An 18593-nucleotide genomic window follows, 5' to 3' on the forward strand; every position below is an offset into this window, starting at 1 on the left:
CGGTTGCGGACGGTGCTTCTCGGAGCGTCCGTTCTCGTCGTGATCTTCTTTCTGTCTTCGACATCGATCCTGCTGCGCCCCCCGGACACCGCGTGGTCGGCATGGTGGCCGGCGAGCGGAGTCGCGATCGGCGTGGCGGCACGGTGCGAGAAGCGGTGGCTCTGGTCCGTCGTAGCGGCGATAGGCGTCGTGTCCGCGTTGGCGAGCGTCGTCGGCGGTCGTGAGCTCGTGCTGGCGGCCTGGATCGGTGCGGCGGTCGCTGCCGAGGTGTGGGTCGGAGCCACGGTGCTGCGACCACGACCCGACCGTGAGCCACGGCTCAACACCGCGGGTGATCTCTACCGTCTGCTCCTCTGCGCGCTCGCCGCGTCGGTCGCCTTCGGTGTTATCGGGGGGACAGCCGTGGCCGTGCTCCGTGGAGGCGACAGCTACCTCCCGGCCCTCCTCGCCTCGGTCCCCGCGCACGCGGCCGGAGTGCTCCTCATTGCCCCGCTGCTGATTCCACGCAGTCGGGAGCCGGGAAGTGCCAGCCGCGTCGAGTCCACGCTGGTCTGGATCGCGCTGGCCGTCGTCATATTCCTCTGTTTCGGGGTCAACGTCGGACTCCCCGTCGCGTTCCTGGTCAGTGTGCCGTTGACCTGGGGTGCGACGCGGCTCGCACCCCGCAGCGCTCTCTGGTTGATGGTCGTCACCGCCATCGCGGTGACGACGCTCAGCCTCGTCGGACGCGGACCCTTTTCATTCGGCGGACTGGCACCCGGCGTAAGCGTCCTGATGGTCCAGCTGTTCAACCTGTCGTTCGGGCTCGTCGCCCTCACGCTGATCGTGTTGACCGCGCAACGTCGGCGCCTGAGCGAGGCTCTGGAGGAGAGCGCCGGCTTGTTCCGTGCCGCGTTCGACCACTCACCGCTCGGCTATGCGGTGGTCACGAAAACGCCCGCGGGACCGGTAGTCGACCAGCTCAATTCCGCCGGCCGCGACCTCCTCGGACTGCGTGACGGCGACCCGGTGCACATCATGGAGCATCTCAGCGACGACAGCTGGGTCGAGCTCGGTGCGATTATCGGTACGCACGGCGACGTCCGTCGTACGCAGTGGCAGGGCGCCATGACCCTCCAGGACGGTCGCAGCATTCAGGCGCTGATTTCCACCCTGCCGAGCGACCTCGTACACGACAGCCTCGCCATCCAGTTCTTCGACATCACCGAGCAGCAACGCGCGCAACACGCCGCGCGCGAGGATCTGTTGCGCGCCGGCGAAGTGCAGCAGGCGCTGCTCCCGAAAGACCTGACACCGCTCAGCGGATACGACGTCGCGGGAGCGTGCGTTTCGGCGAAAACGGTGGGCGGCGACTTCTACGACTGGTATCGGGTCACGGGCGGACTCGCCTTCTCCCTCGGCGACGTCATGGGCAAGGGAGTGGGGGCGGGGATGATTGCCGCCACTGCCCGCGCCGCGCTGCGGAGCGCACGCCACGTCGACGATGTCACCGTGGCTGTCGCCCGCGCCGCCGACACCCTCAATATCGATGCTGCCAGCGCGGACTCGTTCGCCACCCTCGTCCACGGCCGCCTCCGGGCGGACACCGGTGAATTCGACTATGTGGACGCCGGACACGGTCTCGCAATCATCCTGCGCGCCGACGGCACCATCGGGCGGATGGCCTCGTCGGACGTACCGCTGGGAATCGATCTCGGCGGCGACTGGACGACACACTCGGACGTCCTCCACCCCGGCGACACGCTGATCGCCTTCAGCGACGGAGTCTTGGACCTCTACGACGGCACTCTGGCCACGCTGGACGATGTCGCCGATCTCGCCCGCGAGTCGGCGTCGCCCGCCGAACTCGCCTCGCGGCTCACCGAACTCGCGCGTCAGGTACCGGAGCTCGAAGACGACTGCACGGTTCTGATAGTCCGACGGGTCAGCTCGGAATGAAATACGGGATCCGCGCTTTCGCGCGGATCCCGAGGGGTGGGCCCCGTCGGGCTCGAACCGACGACCCACGGATTAAAAGTCCGATGCTCTACCAACTGAGCTAGAGGCCCCTGCATTAAATGTAGCGTGTAGTCGTGACCGATGAGTTCCATAAGCCGACCCAGTACTCGGGCGACAAGTTCGACACCTACGAGGGTGGCGAAGATCCCGCGCAGATTCTGCGGGTTGCGCATGACACCGCGCACGCTCTCGTCGCGCGCGCCCGAGCCAGCGACGACCCCGCCGTCGTCGACCGGCTCGTCGCGTACACCGACGAACACGGCGTCGACGCGCTCTCCGAGCTGTGGGCCCGCTCGAGCGCGAAGAGCCTGCCGGGCGCTCTCTGGCGTATCTACCTGCTGCGTCTGCTGATCCGCCAGGACTCCGAGAACATCGCCTACCTGTTCCAGCGCGGCACCGAGGTGCTCGGCACGATCGACGCCGTCGTGGCCGGCGCCCCCATGCCCACGGGCCCCGACGAGATCACCGAGCTCGCGGACGAGATCCTCCGCGGCCTGTTCCGCGGCGACTTCGCCACCGCCCTCGACCGCGCCGCCGCCTTCTGCCGCATCACCTCGGCCGGCTGCACTAGCGTCGCGGACGACGTCGACATCGTCACCCCCGAGCGCGCCACCGAACTCACGCGCCGCGCCCTGCGCCTCACCCTCACGGGCGACGAGCTCAGCACGTGCGCGCGGCTCGACCGCGCCGGCAACCTCGACTAACCACGCCGAACCCCGCCGCTGAGAGCGAACAGCGGCTGCGGCATCCGTCGTCTGGCTGACAAGCCACACGAAGAATGTAAAATGGATGTCGCCGGGCCGCGGTAACCCCGGGCTCCACTAATAGCCGCTTCGAGCGGCCTTGCGCCGAGAGGCGTTCTGCGGCCCGGCACCTACGAAACCCGGCACTTCGAGACCCGGCACCTACGAGACTCAGGGCATTTGCGAAATACATTCCGAAACGCTCCAATCCGTTTCCGGCTTCACGCCGAATCACTGACATGCTTAAGCTCGTGACGAGAGAGACCGACAGCGAGGACTATATGTCCGACGCCACCGCGACTCTCGATGAACTTCTTGCGCTTGTCGCGCAGGGAGATCAAGCGGCTTTCGCACGTTTGTACGACCAGATCGCCCCGCGGGTTCTGGGTCTCGTCCGGCGACTGCTGCGTGATCACGCTCAGTCCGAAGAGGTCACCCAGGAGATCTTCTTGGAGATCTGGCAGAACGCGACTCGGTACGACTCCGCGAAAGGCGGAGCGTCCACCTGGATCATGACAATGGCCCACCGACGCGCTGTCGACCGGGTTCGTGCTTCGCAATCGTCGCGTGACCGCGACACCAAAATCGGCATCCGTGACTACGATGCCGCCTACGACAATGTCTCAGAAACCGTGCAGGTCCGCGTCGAACACGAAAGGGTGGAAAAAGCGATGCTTCGATTGACCGAACTCCAGCGCCAAGCCGTCTCTCTCGCGTACTACGGCGGATACAGCCACAGTGAAGTTGCAACCCTCCTCAGCGTTCCCATCGGAACGGTGAAGACTCGTCTCCGCGACGGAATGATCCGTCTGCGCGACGAATTGGGGGTGGCGTCATGACCGACGACAAGCTGACTCCTGCCGACGACGTCGCGACCCTCACCGGCGCGTACGTTCTCAATGCCCTCTCCGCCGAGGAACGACTGGCCTTCGAAGCCAAGCTCGGCGAATCCGAATCTTTGCGCCACGAGGTAACCGAATTGGCCGACACCGCAGTACTGCTGGGCCGTGCCGTCGCACCGGTCGAGCCACCGGCGGCCCTCAAGGCCAGCATCATGGGGCTCATCGCCTCCACGCCGCAGCTTCCCGCCGTGGCTCCCGTCGTCTCCATTACGAGCAAGGCGGATGCCGCGGCAGCCGTCGAGGCTCCCGCCGCTGTGGCGTCGGCCACGCCGACGTTCTCGCCCGCCGCCCGTAAAGCGCAGGTGCGCTGGTTCATGCGTCCCGCGGCGCTGCTCGCCGGGGTCGCGGCAGCGTTCGTACTCTTCGCCGGCGGCGGACTCCTCGTCACGACGCTGAACGACGCCCAGACGCAGCGCGTGCAGGCCGACGGCCTCGCAGCCATCACGTCGGCCGACGACAAGCAGCAGGCGGTCGCGGACGTCAGCGGCGGCGGATCCGCCACCCTCGTCTGGTCGAACGAGCTGCAGAGCTCGGCGGTCATCGTCGACGGTCTCGCGACGCTTCCCGACGGCAATGTCTACGAACTCTGGTACATCGACGGCGAGGGCCCGCGTTCCGCCGGCACGTTCACGGTGAGCGAGGACGGCTCCACCTGGCGCGTGCTCGACGGCGAAATGCGCGCCGGCGACACGGTCGGCGTCACGGTCGAACCGGCGGGCGGCTCCGAGCAGCCGACGACGGACCCGATCGTCGCGATCGCCAGCGCGTAACTTCTCCACCATGCAACGCCCGGCCCCGTGCCGGGCGTTGCGTCGTTAAGCGCCGCCCGGATGCCGCGAATCGACCCATCCGCACGGCAAACGGGTCGATTCGCGGCAACCCGGCGCGTGATGGGCGGCGGTGTTCGTCATTCAGGGTGGATGGCGCGGCGAGGCGGCGTCTGCCGCGTGACGACGGGGGTTCGCGGTCGTCGGGCTCTGCGCCATCCTGAATCATGAACGGCGGGTGGTATCGCAACTCAGGCAGGATCGCCCGGCTGGCGTGGTGAGCCGCGGGAAAACGGGCCCCGGCGGGCGGGCGACGCGAATCTGCCTGAGTTGCGCAGACGTGTGGCGCAGCGAGGTGGCCGCGCGCAGGTTTGTCGCGCACGCGCCCGTTCGTACCGCCGCGCCCGTGACGAACCGCAGCGCGCACGACGAACCGCAGCGCCCACGACGACGCTGAGCGCCGCACACCGCGCCGCAGCGCACGAACGGCCCGCCGATGTCGACGGGCCGTTCTGTGGTGCGAGGTGCGGGGTTATCCGAACTTGCCGGAGACGTAGTCCTCGGTGGCCTGCACGCTGGGCTTGGAGAACATGGTCGCGGTGTCGTCGTACTCGATGAGCTTGCCCGGGGCGCCGGTGCCCGCGATGTTGAAGAACGCGGTCTTGTCGCTGACACGGCTGGCCTGCTGCATGTTGTGCGTCACGATGACGATCGTGTAGTCGGTCTTCAGCTCTTCGATGAGGTCCTCGATCGCGAGCGTGGAGATCGGGTCGAGGGCCGAGCAGGGCTCGTCCATCAGGATGACCTCGGGGGCGACGGCGATCGCGCGGGCGATGCAGAGTCGCTGCTGCTGTCCGCCCGAGAGGCCGGAGCCCGGGAGCGCCAGGCGGTCCTTCACCTCTTTCCAGAGGTTGGCGCCCTGCAGGCTCTTCTCGACGAGGTCGTCGCCCTCGCTCTTGGTCATGCGGCGGTTGTTGAGCTTGACGCCGGCGAGCACGTTGTCGCGGATCGACATCGTGGGGAACGGGTTCGGCCGCTGGAAGACCATGCCGACCTGGCGGCGGACGAGCACGGGGTCGACGCCGGCCGCGTAGAGGTTGTTGCCGTCGATGCGCACCTCGCCCTCGACGCGGGCGCCGGGGATGACCTCGTGCATGCGGTTGAGCGTGCGCAGGAAGGTGGACTTGCCGCAACCGCTCGGGCCGATGAAGGCGGTGACGGTGCGGGGCTCGATCGTCAGGGAGACGTCTTCGACAGCCTTGAACTTGCTGTAGTAGACGTTGAGGTCGGTGACTTCAATGCGCTTAGACACGTTGTTCCTTAGTTTTTGCCAGCCGAGGCTAGCGACCGAGCTTGGGGGAGAAGATGCGGGCGATCAGGCGGGCGACGAGGTTGAGCACCATCACGATGACGATGAGGGTGAGCGCACCCGCCCAGGCGCGGTCGAGGTAGGGCTGCACTTCGACGCCGGGGCTCGAGTACTGCGAGTACACGAACACGGGGAGCGCCATCATCTGGTCGCGGAAGACGTCGTAGTTCATGCTCGCGGTGAAGCCGGCGATGATCAGCAGCGGCGCGGTCTCGCCGATGACGCGGGAGATGGCGAGGGTCACACCGGTGGTGATTCCGGCGATCGAGGTCGGGATGACGATCTTGACGATCGTGAGCCACTTCGGCACACCGAGCGCGTAGGAGGCCTCGCGCAGCTCGTTCGGCACCAGCTTGAGCATCTCCTCGCTCGAGCGAACGACGACCGGGATCATCAGCAGCGACAGGGCGATGGCGCCGCCGAAGCCGAACCGGATGCCCGGGTCGTCGAGGATCAGGGCGAAGAACGCGAAGGCGAAGAGACCGGCGACGATCGACGGGATTCCGGTCATGACGTCGACGAAGAACGTGATGGCGCGGGCGAGCGGGCCGCGGCCGTACTCGACGAGGTAGATCGCCGTGAGCAGGCCGATCGGTACCGAGATCAGCGTCGCGGTGCCCGTGATGAGCAGCGTGCCGACGATGGCGTGCAGGGCGCCGCCACCCTCGCCGACGACGTTGCGCATCGACTGCGAGAAGAAGTCGATGTCGAAGCGCGGCAGGCCGTTGACCAGCACGGTGAAGAGCAACGACACGAGCGGCAGCAGCGCGATGATGAACGCGGTGACCACGAGCGACGTGACGAGGCGGTCGCGGGCCTGGCGGGCGCCCTCGACGAGGTAGGTGACGACGAAGAGCAGGATGTCGAACAGGATCGTGCCGAGGAAGATCGCCGCGGCGATGTTGTACTCCCCGCCGGTCGCACCCTGCACGAAGCCGAAGACGACGAGCAGCACGACCCAGCTGCCGCCGAGCAGGACCCAGGGGGTCCAGCGGGGCAGGCGTCCGGTGGTGAGCGCGTTGGCGATGTCGACCGACGGGGTCGCAGTGGTGGTCACTAGTTCGCTCCAGAGAACGCCTTGCGGCGGTTGATCACATAGCGGGCGATGGAGTTGATGATGAGCGTGATGACGAAGAGGATGAGGCCGGTCGCGATCAGCGCGTTGACGCCGACGCCGTGGGCCTCGGGGAAGTTCAGCGCGATGTTTCCGGCGATCGTCGACGGGTTATTCGAGCTGGTGAGCACGAAGTTGATGACCAGCGCGGGGGAGAGCACCATCGCGACCACCATGGTCTCGCCGAGGGCGCGGCCGAGGCCGAGCATCGCCGCGGAAATCATGCCGGGGCGACCGAAGGGCAGCACGGCCATCTGGATCATCTCCCAGCGGGTCGCGCCGAGGGCCAGTGCGGCTTCCTCGTGCAGCGTCGGCGTCTGGAGGAAGACCTCGCGGGTGACGGCGGTGATGATCGGGATGATCATGACGGCGAGCACGATCGCGACGGTGAGGATCGTGCGTCCCGTGCCGGAGACAGGCGGGGCGAAGAGCGGGAACCAGCCGAGGTTGTCGACCAGCCAGTTGTAGAGCGGGGTGATCGCGGGGGCGAGCACCTTGATGCCCCAGAGGCCGAAGACGACCGACGGCACGGCGGCGAGCAGGTCGATGATGTAGCCGAGGCCCTGGGCGATGCGGCGCGGCGCGTAGTGCGAGATGAAGAGCGCGATGCCGATCGAGATCGGGAGGGCCATGAGCAGGGCGAGGAAGGCGGCCCAGACTGTGCCGAACGCGAGCGGGGCGACGAAGGCCCAAAAGCTCGACGGCGAACCCTTGAGCTCGGCCGGGTCGACGACCAAGGCCGGGATGCTCTGCGCGATGAGGAACACCGCGACGGCCGCGAGTGCGGCGAGGATGATGATGCCGGCGGCGAGGGTGCTGCCGGTGAAGATGCGATCGCCGAGCCGGAGCTTGGGCTTAGGCGACACTCGTGCTGTCGTCATTCGTGGTCCGGAACCCGTCTGTTTGGAGGATGGTACGTGGAGCGTGTGGCGAAACTTCCGCCAGCCAAGTCTGTCGGGCTGCGAGCCGCCGTGCAACGCACGGGGTCCGCAGCCCGACTGACGTGGGGTGTTACTTAGAGCTTGATCGACTCAAGCGCGGTTGCAACCTCGGCCGAGAGCTCGGCGGAGAGGGGGGCGGCGCCGGCAGCCGAAGCAGCCTCGGCCTGTCCCTCTTCGCTGGTCACGTAGGAGAGGTAGCCGTGGACGAGAGCGGCTTGCTCGGCGTCCTCGTACTCCTGGCACGCGATGAGGTAGCTCACGAGAACCAGCGGGTACTGCGACGGGTCCTCGGTGTTGCGGTCGAGCTTGATCGCGAGGTCGGTCGCTTCGCGGCCCTCGACGAGCGGCGAGCCGTCGACGACGGCTGCAGCAGCCTCGGGGGAGTAGGAGACGAACTCGTCGCCGACCTTGAGCTTGGCTACACCGAGGTCACCGGCGGCGGACGCGTCAGCGTAGCCGATGGTGTTCGAGCCGTTGGTCACGGCGTCGACGACACCGGCGGTCTTCGCGGCTGCTTCTCCACCGTAGGCGGCGGGGAAGGGGTCAGCTGCCGGGTCGACCCAGACGTCGGGAGCAACCTTGCCGAGGTAGTCGGTGAAGTTCTTGGTGGTACCCGAGTCGTCCGAGCGGTGCACGGCGGTGATCGGAGCCGAGGGGAGCGTCACGTCGGGGTTGAGTGCAACGAGAGCCGCGTCATCCCACGTCGTGATCTCGCCGCGGAAGATGTGTGCCAGCGTCGCAGCGTCGACGTTGAGCTCGTCGACGCCCTCGACGTTGAAGATCACGGCGATCGGGGAGATGTAGGCCGGGACCTCGATGTAGCCGGTGTCGGGAACGCACGCGGCGAAGCCGCCCGCGATCTCGTCGTCGCTGAGCGACGAGTCGGAGCCCGCGTAGGCGACGCCGCCGGCGATGAACGCCTCGCGACCCGCGCCGGAGCCGTCGGGGGAGTAGTTGATGGTGACGTCGGGGTTCGCGGTCTGGAACGCTGCGATCCAGGCGTCGGACGCCGCGCTCTGCGACGAAGCGCCGGAGCCGTCAAGGGTGCCGGAGAGGGTGCTCTCGGACTCGGAGTCGGAGGGGGTGGTGCCCTCGTTGGAGGCGCACGCGCTGAAAAGCATGGTGCCGGCGATAGCGATGGCAGCGACGCTGCCAAAACGCTTGAAGTTCGATGTTGCCGTCTTCACGGGTTTCCCTTCGGGAATGTTTGCGATTACAGGATGAGGGCCGGTGCCGACCCGAGAGACGACGCTATGCGCGTGGGTTAACCAGAATCGCCCCGTGAGGTGAACGGGAGGTAAACGAGCTTGGAAGTTTTAGGCGCGGGCCGGGCCGTGCGACTCCACGGCGACGATTCCGTGGTTTGTGAAATCGCGTGCCACGTGGATGACGGCGTACTCGCCGGTAGAGAGTTCGGCCGCCCGGCGCAGGGCGGAGTCGCTCGGCGTGCCGGTGGCTCGGGCGATCTCGAGGATGATCTCGGGCAGCACGGGGCCGTGGCTGCAGAGCACCGCGGTCTCCTGGCGCTTGAGGCGCTTGGCGACGACCTTGTCGACACGGGCGGCGCCGTACTCCCACGCGTCCTGGCTGATGCTGTCGGTGTCTTTCACGGGCAGCCCGAGACGGCCGGCGAGCGGGGCGATCGTGGCGAGGCATCGGGTGGCGGTGCTGCTGATGAGTTTGCGCGGCGCGAAGGCGGCGATCGCCGGCGCGACGCTGAGAGCCTGGTCGGCTCCGCGCTGCATGAGCGGGCGGGTCGCATCGGCGCCGTCCCACGTGGAGGGCGGCACGGCGGTGCCGTGGCGCAGGGCGATGATGGCGAAGGTGCGGGCGCGTCCGGACTCGAGCCGTTCGGCGAACCGGTCGATCACGTCGATGTCGTGCGCGTAGCTGAGCTTCTTGCGCACCTTCTCGAGCGGCACCCACTCCACCGAGGAGATCTCGGCGTTGGGTGTGAACGTGGAGAGCTGCAGGGCGTGGTCGTCGATCTCGCTCGACCAGTAGTAGACGATCTTCTCGCGGCCGCTGGGCAGCGTGTACTCGACCGTGCCGAGCGGGGCGCCCAGCGTGATGGCGAGGCCGGTCTCCTCGGCGATCTCGCGCACCGCGGTCTGCGGCAGAGTCTCGCCCGGGTCGAGCTTGCCCTTGGGCAGCGACACGTCGGCGCGGTCGCCGCGGTGCACCAGCAGAATGCGGGCCTTGCCGTCGACGAGACGCCAGCACACGGCGCCCGCCGCGAGAACGGGCATGGTGGCGTCGCTCACCGGGAGGTCTTCGATCGTTCGGCCGCGGTGCATGACGTCATAGGAACATTCTGCCGGTACCGGGTCACTTTCCGGGCCGCCTAGCGTGAGGTGGTCCGTCGGCGCTGCGAGATGCGCTTCATGATCACGTTCTGCATGTCGCGCAGGGGCTCGCCGGTGTCGGTGCGCGAGTGCCGCGTCCACTCGCCCGACTCGTCGAGCCACCACGAGGCGGTGTCTTCGGCGAGGGCGAGCTCGAACAGCTCGTCGATCTGGCGCAGCTGGTCGGGAGCGACGAGGCGCACGAGCGCTTCGATGCGGCGGTCGAGGTTGCGGTGCATCATGTCGGCGCTGCCGATGTACACCTGCGGGTCGCCGCCGTTGACGAACGAGAAGATACGGGCGTGCTCGAGGTAGCGACCGAGCACCGACCGCACCCGGATGTTCTCGCTCATTCCCTCGACCCCGGGGCGGATGCCGCAGATGCCGCGCACGACGAGGTCGACCGGCACGCCGGCGTTGCTCGCGTGGTACAGCGCGTCGATGATGGCCTCGTCGACGATCGAGTTCATTTTGAGACGGATGCCGCTGGGGAGGCCGGCCTTCGCGTTCTCGGTCTCGTTCCTGATGTGCTTGAGCAGTCCCTTGCGCAGGTGCAGGGGTGCGACGAGCAGGCGCTTGAACTTCTTCTCGATGGCGTACCCGGAGAGCTCGTTGAACAAGCGGGTGAGGTCCTTGCCCACGACGTCGTCGGCGGTGAGCAGGCCGAGGTCTTCGTAGATCCGGCTCGTCTTCGGGTTGTAGTTGCCCGTGCCGATGTGGCTGTAGTGCTTGAGCACGCCGTGCTCCTGGCGGATGACGAGCGCCAGCTTGCAGTGCGTCTTGAGCCCGACCAGCCCGTAGACCACGTGCACGCCGGCCTTCTCGAGCTTGCGCGCCCAGTTGATGTTCGCGGTCTCGTCGAAGCGGGCCTTGATCTCGACCAGAGCGAGAACTGCTTTGCCCGACTCGGCCGCGGCGATGAGCGCCTCGACGATGGGGCTGTCGCCGCTCGTGCGGTACAGCGTCTGCTTGATCGCGAGCACGTTGGGGTCGGCCGCGGCCTGTTCGAGGAACGTCTGCACGCTCGTCGAGAACGACTCGTAGGGGTGGTGCAGCAGGATGTCGCCCTTGGCGATCGAGTTGAAGATGTTCGGCGCCGAGTTGGGCTCGTTCGGCAGCAGGTCGACGCTCGTGGTCGGCACGTGCTTCACGTACTTGAGCAGCGGGCGGTCAATGCGGCTGAGCTGGAACAGGCCGCCGAGGTCGAGCGGCGCGGGGAGGCGGTAGACCTCCTGCTCGGTGATGTCGAGCTCGCGCACGAGCAGCTCGAGCGTGAGGTCGTCCATGTCCTCGGTGATCTCGAGGCGGATCGGCGGGCCGAAGCGGCGGTTGAGCAGCTGCTTCTCGAGCGCCTGGATCAGGTTCTCCGACTCGTCCTCGTCGACCTCGACGTCTTCGTTGCGGGTCACGCGGAACTCGTGGTGCTCGAGGATCTCCATGCCCGGGAAGAGCTCGCTCAGGTGGTTCGAGATGAGGTCTTCGATGGGGATGAAGCGCAGCCGCCCGCTGCCGTCGTTGGGCAGCTGCACGAAGCGCGGCAGCATGTTCGGCACCTTGAGGCGCGCGAACTCGACCTTGTCGGTCTTCGGGTTGCGCACGCGCACCGCGAGGTTGAGCGACAGGCCCGAGATGTAGGGGAACGGGTGCGCCGGGTCGACGGCGAGCGGCATCAGCACGGGGAAGATCTGCGTCGAGAAGATCTCGTGGGCGCGGTCGCGGTCGGCCTGCTCGAGGTCGCTCCAGACCTCGATGTGGATGCCGGCCTCGTCGAGCGCGGGCTTCACGTGCTCGCTGAACGCGACGGCGTGGCGGTGCTGCAGCTCGTGCGCGCGGGCGCTCACGGCCGCCAGGACGTCCTCGGGGGCGCGGCCCACGTTGGTGGGGACGGCGAGCCCGGTCGCGATGCGGCGCTTCAGGCCGGCGACGCGCACCATAAAGAACTCGTCGAGGTTCGAGGTGAAGATCGCGAGGAAGTTGGCCCGCTCGAGCAAGGGCAGCGACTCGTCTTCGGCCAGTTCGAGCACCCGCTGGTTGAACGCGAGCCAGCTCAGCTCGCGGTCGAGGTAGCGGTCGTAGGGCAGGGTGCCGTCGTCGATGCTCGACGATTCGTCGATGTCGTACTCGTCGAGCGACTCGCTCGGCGCCAGAGTGTCGGTGATCGGGTTTTCGCTGTCCATCCCGCCATCATCCCATCCCCGTGTGAATCAGGGATGAACAACTTCGGGCTCAGACGGCGGCGTACTGGATGTCGACCGCGTGGTCGGTGAAGCCGAACGACCGGTACAGCCGCACGGCGGCGGTGTTGTCGGCTTCGACATACAGAGAGGCAGTGCGGATGCCGCGCTCGGCCAACCGGTGGAGGCCAGCCTCGACGAGGTGACGGCCGAGTCCCGCACCCTGACGGTCGGGCGAGACACCCACCACGTAGAACTCGCCGATCCCGTGCTCGACCTTGAGCCAGCAGTAGCCGACGAGCTCGTCGCCCTCGCGCATCAGAAGGAAGTCCTCCGCGTCGAACCAGGGCTCGGCGGCGAGCACGTCGAGGTCGGCGCGGGTGACGCGGCCCTGTTCGGGGTGGTGGGCGAAGGCGCGGGCGTTGAGGTCGAGCCACGCGTCGGCGTCGTCGGGGAGACGGATTGAGCTCGTCGAAATCCCGGTGTTTCGGGCGGGGGTTTCGACAGGCTCAACCCGCTGGGGCGGCTCAACCCGCTGGAGCCGCAACTGCAGCAGCTCGCGCACCGGCTCGAGGCCGTGGCTCGCGGCGAGGGCGCGCGCGGCTTTGTGGTCGCCGTGAGCCCAGACCTTGAGGCCCGAGGGCACGCGCTCGAGCAGCGCCTCCAGCAGCTGGGTGCCGTGTCCGTGGCGGCGCGCGTCGGGGTCGACGACGAACTCGGCCTCGTCGGACGACACGAGAGCCGCGGCGACGTCGCCGACCGCCAGGATCTGCCGGGCACCGGTCGCGAGCTCGACCAGGCTGCCGTCGGAGAACGGGGGCTGTCCGTCGGCGCGGGTGGCGCGCTGGATGAGCACGTCGAGCCAGTCGGGACGAGTGGTGAGGGTCTCTACTTCGGCGCGCTTCGACAAGCTCAGCGACCGATCAGTTGGGGAGGGGAGACGGGAAGCGCTCGTTCTCGTCCTCGTAGACGTTGAAGCGGTAGCCGACGTTGCGCACCGTGCCGATGAGGGACTCGAGGTCGCCGAGCTTGGCGCGCAGGCGCCGCACGTGCACGTCGACGGTGCGGGTGCCGCCGAAGTAGTCGTAACCCCAGACCTCGCTGAGCAGCTGCTCGCGGGTGAACACGCGCGACGGGTGCGTGGCGAGGAACCGGAGGAGCTCGAACTCCTTGAAGGTCAGGTCGAGCGGCTTGCCGTGCACCTTGGCCGAGTAGCTCGCCTCGTCGATGACGACGCCGGAGGCCTGGATCTTGGTGCTCGACTTGTCCTGCGCCTGCCGTCCGATCGCGAGCCGGATGCGCGCGTCGGCCTCGGCGGGGCCCGCGCCCTCGAGGATCACGTCGTCGACACCCCAGTCAGCGGAGACCGCCGTGAGGCCGCCCTCGGTGAGGATGAGGATGAGCGGAACGGTCACACCCGTGGTGTTCAAAATCTTGCATAACGACTTGGAACTGGCCAGGTCGTAACGCGCATCGATGAAAATCAGGTCGCAAGTGGGCGCAGTAATGAGCGAAGCCGGCTCGGCCGGAATTTGTCGAGTTTTATGACTGAGTAGCCCCAATGCGGGGAGAACGTCATTGTCGCCCGCAGAGGTCAGGATAAGCAGCTGCGCCACGGGTCCTCCAAAGTGCCTGCGGACAGTCTACAAGCGCCTTAAGATTGCAGTGTGACCTGGCAGCTGGCAAGCATCCTCCCCGTGTGGGCCCTCTCGATCGTCGGAGCGGTTCTGATCGGAGTGATCGCCGCGCCGGAGAAGTACTTCACCTGGATCCCGATCGTGTTCGCGGCGACCGTGCTCGTAGCGTTCGCGATCCAGCTCGGGATCCGTCGCAAAGAAGGCTTCGTCACGCGGGTGATGACCTCGACCGGCGGTTCGCTGATCGTGCTCGCCGCGGCATCCGGCATTCTGCTCGCCCTCGCGTAGGGCAGGAGTTAGGCTGACTCTATGGTCATCGCCTTCGAACTCTTCTTCACCGGACTCCTCATTCTGGCGAGCCTCGCGATCGGGTACACGTCGATCGTCGTGCTCTACAACCTCTTCCGCGGCCAGCGCTGAGCGCTCGTCCCTCTCGACTGAAGCCGCCCCGTGATTGAGCTCAACGCCGATCTTCCCGCCGAAATCGTCCCCCTCTCCTGGCTCATCGGGCTGTGGGAGGGCACCGGCGTCGTGCACTACGCGGTCGGCGACGAGATCCGCGAGCACGAGTTCGGGCAGCGCCTGAGCTTCACGCACGACGGTCTGCCGTATTTGAACTACACGTCGTACACCTGGTCTCTCAACGACGAGAACACCCCGCACGTCTCCGAGACGGGGTATTGGCGCCTCAGCCGGCCGTCGCACGACGGCGATTCCGGCCCGGGGATGCTGCCCGGCGTCGGGCCGAAGCCGTTCTCCACGGCGACCGAGGTCGAGACCCTGCGCAATGCCAACGACGGCTTCGACATCGAGGTGTCGCTCGTGCACCCGCTCGGCGTGAGCGAGCTGTACGTCGGACAGATCAAGGGACCGCGGATCGACCTCGCGACCGACGCCGTGCTGCGCACCGCCTCGGCAAAGGAGTACAGCGCGGCTACACGCATCTACGGCCTCGTCGACAGCAAGCTGCTGTGGGCGTGGGACATCGCGGCGCTCGGGCAGGACCTGCGCACCCACTCGTCGGGGAGCCTGAGCAGAGTTGAGTGATTTCTTCGAGGCACTGCCCGGTGCCGTCGGTTCGCCGCCGCAGCACTACGGCAACCCGCTCGGCGAGCAAAAGATACTCGTCGACGGCAGCGCGGTCGTCGACCTGGGCCACCGCGGCATCGTCACGGTGTCCGGTTCCGACCGGTTGACCTGGCTCGACTCGCTCACCTCGCAGTCGATCGCGGGTCTGCAACCGGGCGACTCCGGCGAGACGCTGCAGCTGGACATCAACGGCCGGCTCGAATACGCCATCCGGGTGGTCGACGACGGCGACACCGCGTGGCTGCTGGTCGACGCGGACGAGGCCGCGGGCCTGCTCGCCTGGCTCAGCAAGATGCGCTTTATGCTGCGGGTCGAGCTCGCCGACCGCAGCGCCGACTTCGCGACGATCGGATCGCTGGGCACCCCCGCGATCGAGGCTGCCGCACCGAACGGGGTACCGCTGGTGTGGCACGACCCGTGGAGCTCCGTCGTGCGCGGCGGGCACCAGTACGCCCAGGTCGCCGAGCACCCCGGTGCCGAGTGGTCGTACAGCGAGACACTCGTCGCGCCGTCTGCCCTGGCCGCGGCATCCGCCCTGCCCGTCGCCGGCACGCTCGCCCTCGATGCCCTGCGCATCGCGGCGTGGCGCCCGCGCCTCGCCACCGAGGCCGACGAGAAGACCATCCCGCACGAGCTCGACTGGCTGCGGTCGGCGGTGCACCTCACCAAGGGCTGCTACCGCGGACAGGAGACGGTCGCCAAGGTGCACAACCTCGGCCACCCGCCGCGCCGCCTCGTGATGCTGCACATCGACGGGTCCGACGGCGTTCTGCCCGCCCCGGGAGACCCCGTGGCGGTGCACGATGCCTCAGATATCGCGGATGCCGCGATCGGCACGGTCACCTCGTCGGCTCTGCACTACGAGCTGGGGCCGATCGCCCTCGCCGTGATCAAGCGCGGCACCGAGCACGATGCCGAGCTCGCGATCCTGTCCGACGGAATCCGCATCGCCGCGGCACAAGAAGTGATCGTGCCGCGCGACGCGGGTGCCGAGGCGAACGTGCCGCGGCTGCCGCGTCTCGGTGCCGTCCGCCGCTAGTCCCGTGACGTCCCCGTCGGCCGACCGGTTGCGGCGCTTCGACCGCGCCATGCGCCGTCGTCTCGATCTGAAGATCGCGGCGACCCGGGCGTACAACTCCGTGCCGGCCGCGGTGCAGATCGTCGCGGGCGTCGTGGTGAGCTACTCGATCTCGCACTACCTGCTCGGGCACTCGGTGCCGTTGCTGTCGATCACGGTCGTCATCTCGACCCTCGGGTTCGGCCGCGATGCCCGGCCGCGGCGGGTGTTCGACTCGGTCGTCGGCATCCTCATCGGCATCCTGTTCAGCGAGCTGCTGTTCACGCTGCTCGGCAGCGGGGTGTGGCAGCTGGCGCTCATCCTCTTCCTCACCTTCGTGGTGGCGCGGTTCGCCTCGCCCAGCGCCGCCTTCGCCGCGGCCGCCGGGGTGCAGTCGATGATGGTGATGCTGCTGCCCGACCCCGACGGGGGAGTGCTCACCCGCAGCATCGACGGACTCATCGGCGGGCTCGTGGCGCTCGCCGTGACCGCGCTCGTGCCGCGCGACCCGCGCGGGCTCGCCCGCCGCGACGCCGGACGCCTGCTCTCGACGCTCGCCGAATCCTTCCAGGCGCTGCTCGACGGCCTGCGCCACGGCGACGAACCGGCTGCCTCGCTCGCGGTCGAGCGCCTGCGCCGCACCCAACCGCTCATCGACGACTGGAGCTCGGCGCTCGACTCGGCGATCTCGATCGCGCGCATCTCGCCGTTCCTGCGCCGGCACCTGCCGTCGCTGCGTCAGCAGGCGCGGGTGCTGCAGGGGCTCGACCTCGCCGCCCGGCACCTGCGGATCATCGACCGGCGCGTCTCCTTCCTGCTTCGCGACGGCATCGAGCGCCCCGAACTGGCCGCGCTGCTCGGCGAGTTCGCCGCCGGCATCGAGATGCTCGGGGCGAGCATCGACGACCCCGCGCGCTTCGACGACGCCGCCGCGGCGTTCGAGAAGATCGCACCCCGTCTCGCGCCCGACCTGATCGTGCCGGGGGCTCCCGTCACCGAGACGATCATCGTGCTGCTGACCCGGCCGCTCGTCGTGGACCTGCTCGTCGCCTCGGGGCGTCCGGCCGACGAGGCGCGGGCGCTGCTGCCGGAGGTGTAGGGGGTCGCGCTGTATTGTCAGCGCCGCGCGGCCCGTCAACCGGCAGCGCGACGCCGATCGCGCAGCGCGCGCCTACCGCGTCGCGAAGTAGACGAGCCGATCGTCGCGCCGCGTCTCGACCATTCCCGCCGTGAGCATCGTGCGGTGCGAGGCGGGGTTGTCGACCAGGGCGTCAGCGACCACCGACGTAGCCCCGTTGTCGAGAGCGATCCGGATGGCGGACGCGAGGGCCTCCGCGGCGAAGCCGTGCCCCCGCGCGCCCTCGATCAGCCCGAAGCCGAGCTCCGCCACCCCGTCCTCGGGCGGTCCGAAGAACCCGATGCCGCCGATGTACGCGCCGTCGTCCGACCGCACGACCGCGTACAGGCCGAAGGGAGCCGGGTTGCCGTTCCGCTCGAACGCGTCGATGAACAGCGGCAGCACGTCGAGCTCGTCGGCAAACGGGTACCCCGGCGCCCAGTTGTCCGACGGCAGAGGTGTCTGCGCGAGCACCCGTCGCGCCTCCTCGAGGCCGAGCGGCACGATGGATACGCTCGCCATCAGCGTCCCCACGAGAAGCCGAGCGGCGCGACCGCGTCCCACTTCACGGTCAGCTCGCCGAGCCGCCAGCGTGACTTCGTGCCGAGCACCGGCCATCCTTCGTCGCGCAGGCCCGCGACCGTCGCGATCCAGCGCTGGCTCGGCGCGTAGGTCGACAGCGCGGCGTTGTACTGCCAGTGCTTGTCGAGCGCGAGCAGGAAGGCGTGCACCTTCTCACCGGCGACATTGCGGTGGATCAGCACCTTGGGCAACCGCTCGGCAACGATCGACGGTTTGTCGAGACCGTCGAGACGCAGCGAGACGGTGAAGCTCTGCGGGCCGTCGGCCGCGACATCCACCCAGCTGGCAACCCGGCCCACCTCGTTGCAGGTGCCCTCGACGAGCACGCCGCCCGGCTGCAGGCGGTCGACGACCCGGTGCCAGTTCTCGAGCACCTGGCTCTCGTCGTACTGGCGAAGGACATTGAAGGCCCGGATGACGGTGGCCCGACGATCGCCCGGGAGCGGCACCTCGAACCCGCCGAGACGGAAGCTCACACCGGGTTTCGCCGAGAGGGAGGCGAGTTTCACCCGGGCGGGGTCGATTTCGATGCCGATCAACTCGACGTCGGGGCGCACGGCCGAGAGACGGTGGTGGAGTTCGAGCGTCGTGGTGGCGGACGCCCCGTAGCCGAGGTCGACGACGAGCGGGTCCTGCGCGTGGCGGAGGGCCGGCAGAGTGGCGATCCAGCGGTCGATGCGGCGCAGCCGGTTGGTGCCCGTCGTGCCGCGCGTGATCGAACCGATGGGCATGGGTTCCAGCCTAGGGTCTGGACAGGC

The 18593-nt window shown here is 68.1% G+C and carries 18 protein-coding genes and 1 tRNA gene; 8 read left to right on the top strand and 11 right to left on the bottom strand.

Annotated elements, in window-relative coordinates:
- Nucleotides 1-12: 12 nt before the first annotated feature.
- Nucleotides 13-1938, top strand: a complete 1926-nt coding sequence (locus HD599_RS01435; RefSeq protein WP_343061822.1) for a SpoIIE family protein phosphatase — start codon at nt 13-15, stop codon at nt 1936-1938.
- 37 nt (nt 1939-1975) lie between these two features.
- Here HD599_RS01435 and HD599_RS01440 read toward each other — a convergent pair.
- Nucleotides 1976-2048: transfer RNA gene (locus HD599_RS01440), tRNA-Lys, on the bottom strand.
- 24 nt (nt 2049-2072) lie between these two features.
- Here HD599_RS01440 and HD599_RS01445 point away from each other — a divergent pair.
- The 3 genes from HD599_RS01445 to HD599_RS01455 all read left to right on the top strand — a co-directional run bounded on the left by HD599_RS01445 (nt 2073) and on the right by HD599_RS01455 (nt 4413).
- A complete protein-coding gene (locus tag HD599_RS01445; protein WP_184232976.1) occupies nt 2073-2702 on the top strand; it encodes a DNA-directed RNA polymerase subunit beta in 630 nt (209 codons plus the stop codon).
- A gap of 320 nt (nt 2703-3022) precedes the next feature.
- Nucleotides 3023-3580 (top strand): sigma-70 family RNA polymerase sigma factor, encoded by a 558-nt coding sequence (locus tag HD599_RS01450; protein ID WP_184240166.1) that lies wholly within the window; start codon nt 3023-3025, stop codon nt 3578-3580.
- Complete coding sequence (locus tag HD599_RS01455) at nt 3577-4413, top strand: anti-sigma factor (RefSeq protein ID WP_184232978.1); 837 nt, start codon at nt 3577-3579, stop codon at nt 4411-4413. Before HD599_RS01450 ends, HD599_RS01455 begins: the two co-directional genes overlap by 4 nt.
- 529 nt (nt 4414-4942) lie before the next feature.
- Here HD599_RS01455 and pstB read toward each other — a convergent pair.
- From pstB to HD599_RS01495, 8 genes are all read right to left on the bottom strand, one after another.
- Nucleotides 4943-5722: a phosphate ABC transporter ATP-binding protein PstB gene (gene pstB / locus HD599_RS01460; RefSeq protein WP_184232980.1), complete on the bottom strand. Its 780-nt coding sequence runs from the start codon at nt 5720-5722 to the stop codon at nt 4943-4945.
- Nucleotides 5723-5750: 28 nt separating this feature from the next.
- Nucleotides 5751-6836 (bottom strand): phosphate ABC transporter permease PstA, encoded by a 1086-nt coding sequence (gene pstA / locus HD599_RS01465; RefSeq protein WP_184232982.1) that lies wholly within the window; start codon nt 6834-6836, stop codon nt 5751-5753.
- A complete protein-coding gene (gene pstC / locus HD599_RS01470; protein ID WP_184232984.1) occupies nt 6836-7774 on the bottom strand; it encodes a phosphate ABC transporter permease subunit PstC in 939 nt (312 codons plus the stop codon). The genes pstA and pstC overlap by 1 nt, the downstream gene beginning before the upstream one ends.
- A 134-nt stretch (nt 7775-7908) precedes the next feature.
- Nucleotides 7909-8955: a phosphate ABC transporter substrate-binding protein PstS gene (locus tag HD599_RS01475; RefSeq protein ID WP_184240168.1), complete on the bottom strand. Its 1047-nt coding sequence runs from the start codon at nt 8953-8955 to the stop codon at nt 7909-7911.
- Nucleotides 8956-9150: 195 nt separating this feature from the next.
- Entirely contained in the window at nt 9151-10131 is a 981-nt protein-coding gene (locus tag HD599_RS01480) for an NUDIX hydrolase (protein WP_246376064.1), read from the bottom strand.
- A gap of 47 nt (nt 10132-10178) precedes the next feature.
- Nucleotides 10179-12356: an RNA degradosome polyphosphate kinase gene (locus HD599_RS01485; protein ID WP_184232986.1), complete on the bottom strand. Its 2178-nt coding sequence runs from the start codon at nt 12354-12356 to the stop codon at nt 10179-10181.
- Between the two features lie 49 nt (nt 12357-12405).
- Nucleotides 12406-13263, bottom strand: coding sequence for a mycothiol synthase (gene mshD / locus HD599_RS01490; protein WP_184232988.1), 858 nt, complete (start codon nt 13261-13263; stop codon nt 12406-12408).
- 13 nt (nt 13264-13276) lie between these two features.
- Complete coding sequence (locus HD599_RS01495) at nt 13277-13969, bottom strand: winged helix-turn-helix domain-containing protein (RefSeq protein WP_184232990.1); 693 nt, start codon at nt 13967-13969, stop codon at nt 13277-13279.
- Between the two features lie 51 nt (nt 13970-14020).
- Between HD599_RS01495 and HD599_RS01500 the strand changes: the two genes are divergently transcribed.
- The 4 genes from HD599_RS01500 to HD599_RS01515 all read left to right on the top strand — a co-directional run bounded on the left by HD599_RS01500 (nt 14021) and on the right by HD599_RS01515 (nt 17235).
- Nucleotides 14021-14278: a hypothetical protein gene (locus tag HD599_RS01500; RefSeq protein WP_184232992.1), complete on the top strand. Its 258-nt coding sequence runs from the start codon at nt 14021-14023 to the stop codon at nt 14276-14278.
- A gap of 162 nt (nt 14279-14440) precedes the next feature.
- Entirely contained in the window at nt 14441-15037 is a 597-nt protein-coding gene (locus HD599_RS01505) for a heme-binding beta-barrel domain-containing protein (RefSeq protein WP_184232994.1), read from the top strand.
- A complete protein-coding gene (ygfZ, locus tag HD599_RS01510) occupies nt 15030-16118 on the top strand; it encodes a CAF17-like 4Fe-4S cluster assembly/insertion protein YgfZ (RefSeq protein WP_184232995.1) in 1089 nt (362 codons plus the stop codon). Before HD599_RS01505 ends, ygfZ begins: the two co-directional genes overlap by 8 nt.
- A 4-nt stretch (nt 16119-16122) precedes the next feature.
- A complete protein-coding gene (locus tag HD599_RS01515; protein WP_343061823.1) occupies nt 16123-17235 on the top strand; it encodes an FUSC family protein in 1113 nt (370 codons plus the stop codon).
- Nucleotides 17236-17307: 72 nt separating this feature from the next.
- Here HD599_RS01515 and HD599_RS01520 read toward each other — a convergent pair whose 3' ends face one another.
- Nucleotides 17308-17775 carry a GNAT family N-acetyltransferase gene (locus HD599_RS01520; RefSeq protein ID WP_184232998.1) on the bottom strand — a complete coding sequence of 156 codons (468 nt, stop codon included), beginning with the start codon at nt 17773-17775 and terminating at the stop codon, nt 17308-17310.
- Nucleotides 17775-18566 (bottom strand): class I SAM-dependent methyltransferase, encoded by a 792-nt coding sequence (locus HD599_RS01525; RefSeq protein ID WP_184233000.1) that lies wholly within the window; start codon nt 18564-18566, stop codon nt 17775-17777. Before HD599_RS01525 ends, HD599_RS01520 begins: the two co-directional genes overlap by 1 nt.
- Between the last annotated feature and the right edge of the window lie 27 nt (nt 18567-18593).

It is taken from the genome of Conyzicola lurida, from assembly GCF_014204935.1.
GTDB lineage: Bacteria > Actinomycetota > Actinomycetes > Actinomycetales > Microbacteriaceae > Conyzicola > Conyzicola lurida.

Bases quoted from the DNA above. Each gene is read 5' to 3' on its own strand.
- HD599_RS01475 (WP_184240168.1), bottom strand. From the start codon at position 8,955: ATGCTTTTCAGCGCGTGCGCCTCCAACGAGGGCACCACCCCCTCCGAC.
- HD599_RS01450 (WP_184240166.1), top strand. From the start codon at position 3,023: ATGTCCGACGCCACCGCGACTCTCGATGAACTTCTTGCGCTTGTCGCG.
- HD599_RS01455 (WP_184232978.1), top strand. From the start codon at position 3,577: ATGACCGACGACAAGCTGACTCCTGCCGACGACGTCGCGACCCTCACC.
- HD599_RS01480 (WP_246376064.1), bottom strand. From the start codon at position 10,131: ATGCACCGCGGCCGAACGATCGAAGACCTCCCGGTGAGCGACGCCACC.
- HD599_RS01525 (WP_184233000.1), bottom strand. From the start codon at position 18,566: ATGCCCATCGGTTCGATCACGCGCGGCACGACGGGCACCAACCGGCTG.
- HD599_RS01485 (WP_184232986.1), bottom strand. From the start codon at position 12,356: ATGGACAGCGAAAACCCGATCACCGACACTCTGGCGCCGAGCGAGTCG.
- HD599_RS01520 (WP_184232998.1), bottom strand. From the start codon at position 17,775: ATGGCGAGCGTATCCATCGTGCCGCTCGGCCTCGAGGAGGCGCGACGG.
- pstC (WP_184232984.1), bottom strand. From the start codon at position 7,774: ATGACGACAGCACGAGTGTCGCCTAAGCCCAAGCTCCGGCTCGGCGAT.